The sequence below is a fragment of the Microcoleus sp. PH2017_35_SFW_U_B genome (assembly GCF_020737865.1).
Taxonomy (GTDB): domain Bacteria; phylum Cyanobacteriota; class Cyanobacteriia; order Cyanobacteriales; family Microcoleaceae; genus Microcoleus.
In genome coordinates, this window is the sequence record NZ_JAEQDE010000127.1 from 21,963 (window position 1) to 30,314 (window position 8,352).

An 8,352-nucleotide genomic window follows, 5' to 3' on the forward strand; every position below is an offset into this window, starting at 1 on the left:
AAACTTTATTTTTTCACAAACACGCTCAGCGGCTCCATCGACCATTTTTGTGCGTAAGTTTGATTTTTGAGGACTATCTCTTTTCCTTGTTTGCCGTCATTTTTTGTAGACTGGTAAATTATCGCACAAGGGATAAAACTTTTGTAAGGTTCGGAATTTAATTTTTGCTTGACAACAGGATCGATAGTAGAAATATGTTCAATGCGAGGTGCTGGTTTTCCCGGCTCTGGAAACATCACCCACAAGGGATATTCCCAGGCATTTTTAGCCCAAAAAGAAAGTCCTATATTCGTGCAGTTTTGAGCTTTAACAAAATCTACTGCTGTATTGTAAGCAACCTCGATATTCGGGCGGCTTGTAAAGTAAAGATCGTGTCTGCTGCTATTAAAAATGTTACCATCTCCCACGAGAGGTCTAAAGTTGTTGTGAAAAACCCACGGTAGCGACATTAAAATCAGAATTGCCACCAGATAATTTGCGTTTTTATGATTTGATAATTGCGATACTACCAATCCAAATATTGGCGAAAATAATACAAATATTGACAGGTGATGGCGGCTGTGCCAAGGTTGTAATTTCAGAAGGAAGCAGATAAGTAAAAATGTCATTATTACAGCAATCAAATAAGTTATCACTATTTTTGTTTTTTGCCAAATAGGATTTTTAAGTATAAGTGTAATGCTGGCAAATATCAGCCCAAAGTGAATGGGATTGGTAGCTGTATTTTCATTAAATGAGGGTGTGGCGATCGCAAATACTTGTCCGGGAGGCCAAGTGATGCGTGCGTCGTTTGTCGCTACGCCCAGTATTCGGTGCAGCACGTTAATCACTCCGACAATCGCACCGTTAATCCGGGAAATCCTCGTACCAGCTTGCATACCTAAATTTCTAATGACATTTGACAGGAAAGTTGGCAGAGTAATTGCTTCAATTTTATATTCTTTGGTAAAACTTTCTGGCGCTCCGATCGCATAACCGAACAAATCGTAATTTCGCCAAAAGTGACCGACATTCAATACAAAAGTCACACCGGCTATTATCAAAATAGGTTGCAGCATTTTCCCCCGAAAACCTTGAATTCCTCCTACAAAAAACCAAATAATAAAAGGCAAACAAAATATATAAGCTGTCGTTTTTGTCAAGAGAGCCAGACCCAAACTCGCACCGATTTTGAAAGTATTAATCCCTGTTATTCCTGCCGAGAGTCCAGCTAAACCGCAGGAAACAAAACACACTACCCAGAAACATACAGCATAATCGTTTTGAGTGCTAGAACCCTGAAGGATACCCATCGGCAAAGTCGCAGCAAAGACTGCTGCAAAAACTTGACCCCGCCCATTTGCCCCCAGTTGCTTAGCAATTAAAGAAACTGCGATCGCACTTCCCACCATACTCAACCACTGTACCAAATTAGCAAAGCGATCGCCCCCGGTTAAAATCTGAAAGTGCATAATCGCAAACTCAGCCCCAGGCGGGTGATACAACTGCGGCACGTAAGAAGTGGGATAATGCTCGACACTGCGGTTTTGCATCCAGTGAGCAACCCGACTCATGTGATAAGTCATAGAATCCCAATTGTTAGGCGGTGCAACTACAGCAACTAAACCAACCGCAGCAAAAATAAAAAATACACCGCCTAGCAACCCGACTAATACACTAGAAAATTTCTCCTCTTGACTTTTCTCAAAAATTGGCTTGACAGGTTTAAATTTTAGATAAACCATCAAGCCGAGAATATTTGCTACCAACCACAGCCCAAACACCCACTCAAAAGTCAGCAACCTAAATAAACTCAAAATTTCAGTAGACAAAGCAACTATAACTCCCCAAACAATTGCTGCGGACAAAATAGCACTGCGCCAACACTTATCTATTTTCTGAAATATAAGCCACAAAATGCCCAGAGTCACCAATGGAATCAAGCCAAATATATTTGTTATCATAGATTTTGAGGTGGACTCTAAGACAGGGTACTCAGGGCCCGGAGGCTAAAAACCTGGTTTGTGAGTAGATTCATCGTTGTCTTTCCCCAATATTTCTACGAGAAACCGAGTGATTTCTGTAAGTCATATAACAATTACCATCATAACCACCGATAAATTAAAAAATTCATGACAAGTTCTAACTATCTGTGGCAAGCAAATCAAGACTTAAGCGAAGCTTGTCTGCAACATCCCTTTCTCAGAGGCATTGCTGACGGCAGCCTCCCCCAAAATAGTTTTGCATATTATGTTGCACAAGACGCATTTTTTCTGAGAGCATTTGCTCGCGCTTACAGTATCGCTGCGGCAAAAGCACCCGACTGGGAGGGATTTGAAATCCTCCACAATCTCGGGAGTGGCGTTTTAGAAGAACTTCGCTTGCATCAAGGATATGCAGCGAAATGGGGTGTAAACTTGCAAGAGGCTAAACCGGGAATTGCTACCCGCCGCTACACGGATTTTTTATTAGCAACTGCCTGGGGAAGCGGTGTCGGTTTGACAGTAGCGGCGATGACTCCTTGCTTGCGGTTGTATGCTTTTTTGGGACAGCAGTTAGCCAAGCCTAATATACCAAAACACGCCTTGAGCGACTGGATTGTCACCTATAGCAGCCCTGAGTTTGAGATTTTAGCTTCACGGCTGGAAAGTTTGGTCGATCGCTATGCCGAATCTATACCGGAAGTAGAAGCAACCTATCGCTACGCTATGTTGTGCGAAAGAGACTTTTTTCAGGCAGCTTGGGAGGTAGATTCAACAGTTGACAGTTGACAGTTGACAGTTGACAGTTTGAGAGCGACCTCTACCCTTAAGTCCGAGGATTGGAGTAATGAATAGTCTGATTTTCATTTACTATCGCCCCTAAGCTACCCACAGCCAACCTGCAAATCTGACGGAAACGTACAGCAGAAATATACCAAACAATCCCATCAACCCGTAACCCCAACGAGGCTTAGCTGCTAGCAACAAGCCGAGAGCTATTGAAAGCGGCAGCATACCGTAAGCGTAGCGGTTTACCGATCGCAAAGCTCCGGAATTAAGCAGCAGTGCTAAAGAGCAAAAACCGTAAGTCAAAACAATAGTGGTAAGCCTTTTGTGCAAAAACCATAATAAATAGCCGCTGCCAAAAATCATCACAATTCTACTGATAGCAGATACCTTCAATTTGAGAGCTTGAATCAATACCTCGAACCAACTCGGCTGAACCCATCCCTTTTGAACATGAACAAATGCTAAAGCATCTCCAAATCTAATAGCACAATATATACTAAATGAAAATATCCCAAGAGCGCTAGCCAAACCTGCAAAATAAGCAAGTGGAGGTCTTTTTTCCCTCCAAGCTGTCAGCAAAAAAGCAGGTATCAGTGCTACTCCCGGCCCCCTAGTAGCAGTTGTCAAAGCTCCCCAAACAGCAGCCCAAATATACTCGCCCCTCTCAAAAGATCGCAAAGCAGATGCTGTCAGAAACAGAAACAATCCTTCTGTATACATGACAGTGCAAAATAGCGAGAACGGACACCAAGCTAGCATAGCGGTTGTCCATTTGGCAACACCAGTATCGTATCGCTGTTCTACCCAAAAATAAATCAGCACTAATGCGCCCAAAAATGCAAAAGAGTTGATTAATACCCCTGCTGCGTCCGATCGCATTCCGAGGGTCATCAGCCCCCGAATTAGCAAGGGAAACAGCGGATAGAAGGCAACAGAATGTTGCTCTCCGTCATCGGCGTAGGAGTAGCCTAGGGTAGCGATTTTGGTGTACCATTCGCCGTCCCAATGGGAGAACAACTCCCAGCCACTTTTGGGAATAAAGCCCGCCACAAAAGGCGTTGAGTCCTGAGACTGGTAGAGCAGCGAGTGATGGTACAGGAAGGGGGCAATTAGCTGCATCCCGATCGCAATTACCGATCGGCTCAGCAACCACATAGTAATTACAAAAATTAACCCATCTCTGCTTTTAGTGCCTGCTTGACGCGGACTTACTTCTAGCCCTAAATCAGTATTTGTCATCGCTAAAACAGCGCCAGACTGTTGATTTTAAATACAGTATAGTCGGCTGCCTATCGATCGCCAAATATATACGTAAGTACAGCGGTACTGCTAATTTTAGCGTCCCAGTTTATTGGGAATACCTTCGCAGCCGCCGGGAATAGTCTCTCGCGACTTCGAGCCGCACCAAGCGCAGCAGTAATAGCGCTGCTCGTCCGACAGCCGCTTGACAGCAGTGAAATCAGCACGTTCAACCACAGCGCCGGTATATTCACCCGTTTGATAGTTGGCAAATTCCGTGCGGCTGCGGGGAGATGCCATTTCTGCCGAGCCGTAGAATAATTTGGTGGCTCTCATGTCGGCGCGAACGAGATTGGCGTCGTACAGAATAGCGCGCGAGAGGTTTGCTTTCACTAAATCGCACTTGCTGAGATTGGCTCGGACAAGGTTGGCTTCGCTCAACTCAGTCCACCGTAAATCCGTGCCAGCGAGGTCAGCACCAGCTAACATGACGTTTAAATCGATGACGCGGAGGCCGTGATCTCTGTCTTCAGCGTAGCCACCATCGCCGTCAAGGATGGGGCGGCCTAAAAGCCGATCGCGCTTCAGAGGAGTAATCAGTCTCGACTGCGACAAAAACCGCAGAATTTTCGCTTTACCTTCAGCATCCACACTGCTCATAATTGCAGCGGTGCGGCCTTCGGCGATCGCCCTTTCCTGCGGCCAATCTTCCAAAAACCCTTGCTCGTCAAGGGCTAAGTCGGAAACCCCTTGAAAATAAGCATCAATCGTTTGCTGCTGGGTAATGCGATTTTGCTGAATCGTCAAATCCTTCGAGATCACGTACTGGCGCCAAGCCACGTAAACGCCCAAAATTGCGATCAAAATTTGACCCAAAGCACCAATTAACTCGCCGAGAGCTCCGATAGCATCCCAGTTGATTTGGATGTTGCGGCTTCCCGGTTCAGTATTAGTACCGCTGAGCATCAGCAAGCCCACAATCCCAGCTAACAGCCCGAAGCAAGAGATGATCAGCGTGCGCCAAGTCGGCGGAATTACCTGCACCCAAATTTTGCCCCAACTCGGCCACATCATCCGCAGCGATATGCCGATCGCACCGACGGCGCCTATTAAGCCGATCCAAATGCTATCGTTAGCCAGTCCTACAATCATCGCTGCGATCGCCGCCAGCGTCAGCACCGAACCAGTCATCTCAGCAGTCGTTTGTGCGGGCTGCTGCGGCAATAAAACCCTGCGAGTTGGAGGAGGCGGCGGTAGCGGTTTTTCCGGTTCAGCAGTAGCAACGATTGTCGCTGATTCTGGCGGCACAGTAGGGCTTGCACCGTTAGGGCTTTCTACAGTCACGTTCGACTTAGGAGGATTGGGTTGAGGAGAGTTGGGTTCTGGTGTCATGCGTTGAGGCAAATTCTAACTTGAACAGGTCACTAAAACGATTTTAACCAACTAAGCACGATTCTAGATAGCATTACAATAGAAATATCCAGTAATTACACTCAAAGAGGTAACATAATATGACCCTGGTACTCCCCAATCTTCAAGGCAAACAAATGGGTCAAGTAATCACTACAATCACCGTCACGAATCGTATCGATCTAGTTATGGCAGAACGGGGATTCATTTCTACCGAGGAAGTTCGTTGTGCGGTACTCGACAAAGTTGTTGTCGATACCGGAGCAACTCTACTTTCCTTGCCAGCTCCCATTATTAGCCAACTAGGTTTAAGACAAGTAGGAGAAAGAGATGTAGAAACATCGGCTGGCATCAAAAAAGGTCGAATTTTTGCAGGCGCTCAAATTATTGTAGAAGGGAGAGAAGGTAGATTTGATTGTTTAGAATTGCCCGAAGGCGTTGCTGCTGTTTTGCTGGGCGTGATTCCCATGGAAGAACTAGGGTTAGAACCAGATTTGAAAAATAGACGGTTGCGAGTATTGCCGATGAACAACCAGCAAACATATCTAATGGCTTAGTCAAAAGGTTTGTAGTCAGGACTTTAGTCCTTTCTTTAATGCGGACTAAAGTCCTCACTACAAACCTTTTTATGTGAAAGTTTGTAGTCAGGACTTTAGTCCTTTCTTTAATGCGGACTAAAGTCCTCACTACAAACCTTTTTATGTGAAAGTTTGTAGTCAGGATTTTAGTCCTTTCTTTAATGCGGACTAAAGTCCTCACTACAAACCTTTTTATGTGAAAGTTTTTGCCTACAGCTAGCGAGCTAAATAAGCCCTCCCCAAATAGACCCCAACCGTCGCAAATATCAAAAAAGTCATCCCGAAAACCAACTCTATACTAAACCTTTGAGCATTTCCCAAAGCCACAATAATTTGCTGCCGCACTATAAAAGCAAATAGCCAACAAATCTCCGCCTTCAGCCAAACCAAAAGGCCTCGCCCCAAGAGATATTGTCGGCGCGCATTTTCCTGAGTAATCCGTACCGGATAGTTAAAAGTATGCGGATAGCGCGATACCGCAGTTAAAACCACAAAAATAATAGCAGCCACTGCTGGCAGCATCCAAATCATCACCTTGTCGCCCAAAGCATCAGGCTGCCCCCCCAAGCCGAAGTGAATTGGAATACGATCGGGCAAAACCGCCCAAAACTGTACGATCGGCAAAATCGACACTAAAATCGCGATCGCCCCCGCAAGCTCTACCGCCAATAAAACAGGCGAAAGCCCCAGAGAAATCACCGGCCGTTGGTTTGGTGCATTTCCAGTCATAGCTACTTAAAATTAGATTAATATTGAAAATAATAGTATTGGTTCCCATGTAATCCCCCAACCGCTTTCGTTGGGGGTTTCCAAACATCTCGCGAGGTTTTATGACGGTTCAGGTTTTGGTTGAAAAGAAAAAGTTAGAAAAACCGCCCCTAACAATACACACTTTAGGCGATCGCGTCCTGCGGCAGCCAGCAAAGCGCGTCAGCAGCATCGATGCAGAAATTCGGCAGCTAGTCAGAGAAATGCTACAAACCATGTACAGTGCCGACGGCATCGGTTTGGCAGCCCCCCAAGTCGGAGTTAACAAACAAGTAATCGTACTCGACTGCGAACCCGACAATCCCGCCACACCCCCATTGGTTTTGATCAACCCCACCATCAAAAGTAGCAGCGGCGATATCTGCATCTTGCAAGAAGGGTGTTTGAGCATTCCGGGAGTCTATTTTGATGTCAAACGCCCAGAAGTCATTGAAGTGTCATATCGCGACGAATTTGGCCGCCCGCAAACCCTGAAAGCGACAGATTTATTGTCGAGGGCAATTCAGCACGAAATGGATCACCTCAACGGAGTGCTGTTTGTAGATAGAGTAGAAAACAAGCTCGCACTCAATGAAGAATTAGTCAAGAACAAATTTTCGCCAAAGGCAGTAAAATCAGTATGATGGCAGGAACTCCAAAAAGTGGTTTATTGTTAGCTCTTTCGTGCATCACTGCGATCGCCGCAGTCGGCTCAATCTTTGAGCTGTCTTCGGGAGAAGCTCAACTCGGCAACGTAGTTACCGGCATCATCCTCGCCCTCAGCATACCGCTCACAGGCATATTTTTCTATGCAGCCGTTCAGGATGCCAGAGCAAATTTATGATTAGTCATTAGTCAGCAGTCATTAGTCAGTAGTCAGTTGTTATTTGTTATTTGTTATTGGTGAGTTGTCCTATATTACTTGTTATTGATTCCTAGTTGTTAGGTGTTAGTGGTGAGTTATTGATTGTTACTAATAACTAATAACTGCTCCCCAACCATCAATCACAAATAACTAATAACAAATAACTAATAACTAATAACTGCCAACTGCCAACTGCCAACTGCCAACTGCCAACTGCCAACTGACTGATGACTAATGAAATCGGATTTCTGCGACAAGTGCCCGCCAAAGGCGCTGCGTCCGGGCTAGCGTCCAAGTACCAACTTTCTGAATATGGAGAAGTGGCGATCGGGCGCGATCGCAATTGTCAAATAGCTTTAGAGTCGATCGCCCACGGCATGGTTTCCCGCCGCCATGCCGCAGTCCGTCCCTTAACTCATGGTAATTGGACGAGATGGCAAATTTGCGACCTCAACAGCGCTAACGGAACTTATATCAACGGCCAAAAGCTCGAAGGCTGCCAAACTTTAGAAACAGGCGATCGCATCAGTCTCGGTATTGACGGCCCTGAATTCATATTTGAATCTCCCGCAACCCCAAACCAAACTAAACCCGCATACCCAGCCACAAAAACGGGCAATTTTCCAGTCAGTGAAAAAGACGCTCTCACTTTAACTCAATTATTCCCTGACGGTGTTACGCTGCACAACCCTGGACAAACAGGGCATACGCGATAGCAATACTCTCACTATTGATAGAGAGAGCAAAGGAGCCGTCCCTCAAA

Annotated in this window: 9 protein-coding genes; 5 read left to right on the plus strand and 4 right to left on the minus strand. The window is 45.6% G+C overall.

Annotated elements, in window-relative coordinates; genetic code table 11:
* Positions 1 to 5: 5 nt before the first annotated feature.
* Positions 6 to 1,943 carry a hypothetical protein gene (locus JGK36_RS29800; RefSeq protein ID WP_293186185.1) on the minus strand — a complete coding sequence of 646 codons (1,938 nt, stop codon included), beginning with the start codon at positions 1,941 to 1,943 and terminating at the stop codon, positions 6 to 8.
* Between the two features lie 168 nt (positions 1,944 to 2,111).
* On the opposite strand from JGK36_RS29800, the gene JGK36_RS29805 reads away from it, so the two are divergent.
* The gene (locus tag JGK36_RS29805; RefSeq protein WP_293198920.1) at positions 2,112 to 2,750 is read left to right on the plus strand and encodes a TenA family protein; all 639 of its coding nucleotides are present in this window, start codon (positions 2,112 to 2,114) and stop codon (positions 2,748 to 2,750) included.
* A gap of 90 nt (positions 2,751 to 2,840) precedes the next feature.
* Here the strand turns inward: JGK36_RS29805 and JGK36_RS29810 are convergent, their stop codons facing one another.
* Both JGK36_RS29810 and JGK36_RS29815 read right to left on the minus strand, forming a co-directional pair.
* Complete coding sequence (locus JGK36_RS29810; protein WP_293192663.1) at positions 2,841 to 3,989, minus strand: mannosyltransferase family protein; 1,149 nt, start codon at positions 3,987 to 3,989, stop codon at positions 2,841 to 2,843.
* Between the two features lie 96 nt (positions 3,990 to 4,085).
* The gene (locus JGK36_RS29815) at positions 4,086 to 5,381 is read right to left on the minus strand and encodes a pentapeptide repeat-containing protein (RefSeq protein ID WP_293187109.1); all 1,296 of its coding nucleotides are present in this window, start codon (positions 5,379 to 5,381) and stop codon (positions 4,086 to 4,088) included.
* Positions 5,382 to 5,500: 119 nt separating this feature from the next.
* Between JGK36_RS29815 and JGK36_RS29820 the strand changes: the two genes are divergently transcribed.
* Positions 5,501 to 5,956: an aspartyl protease gene (locus JGK36_RS29820; protein ID WP_293187110.1), complete on the plus strand. Its 456-nt coding sequence runs from the start codon at positions 5,501 to 5,503 to the stop codon at positions 5,954 to 5,956.
* A gap of 237 nt (positions 5,957 to 6,193) precedes the next feature.
* Here JGK36_RS29820 and JGK36_RS29825 read toward each other — a convergent pair whose 3' ends face one another.
* Positions 6,194 to 6,706 (minus strand): DUF1648 domain-containing protein, encoded by a 513-nt coding sequence (locus tag JGK36_RS29825; protein ID WP_293187111.1) that lies wholly within the window; start codon positions 6,704 to 6,706, stop codon positions 6,194 to 6,196.
* Positions 6,707 to 6,807: 101 nt separating this feature from the next.
* Here JGK36_RS29825 and def point away from each other — a divergent pair, with 101 nt between their 5' ends.
* The 3 genes from def (at position 6,808) to JGK36_RS29840 (ending at position 8,305) form a co-directional block, all read left to right on the plus strand.
* Entirely contained in the window at positions 6,808 to 7,368 is a 561-nt protein-coding gene (gene def / locus JGK36_RS29830) for a peptide deformylase (protein WP_293198921.1), read from the plus strand.
* A complete protein-coding gene (locus JGK36_RS29835; protein WP_293187114.1) occupies positions 7,368 to 7,568 on the plus strand; it encodes a hypothetical protein in 201 nt (66 codons plus the stop codon). The genes def and JGK36_RS29835 overlap by 1 nt, the downstream gene beginning before the upstream one ends.
* A 248-nt stretch (positions 7,569 to 7,816) precedes the next feature.
* Positions 7,817 to 8,305, plus strand: a complete 489-nt coding sequence (locus tag JGK36_RS29840) for an FHA domain-containing protein (protein WP_293198923.1) — start codon at positions 7,817 to 7,819, stop codon at positions 8,303 to 8,305.
* Positions 8,306 to 8,352: the final 47 nt, after the last annotated feature.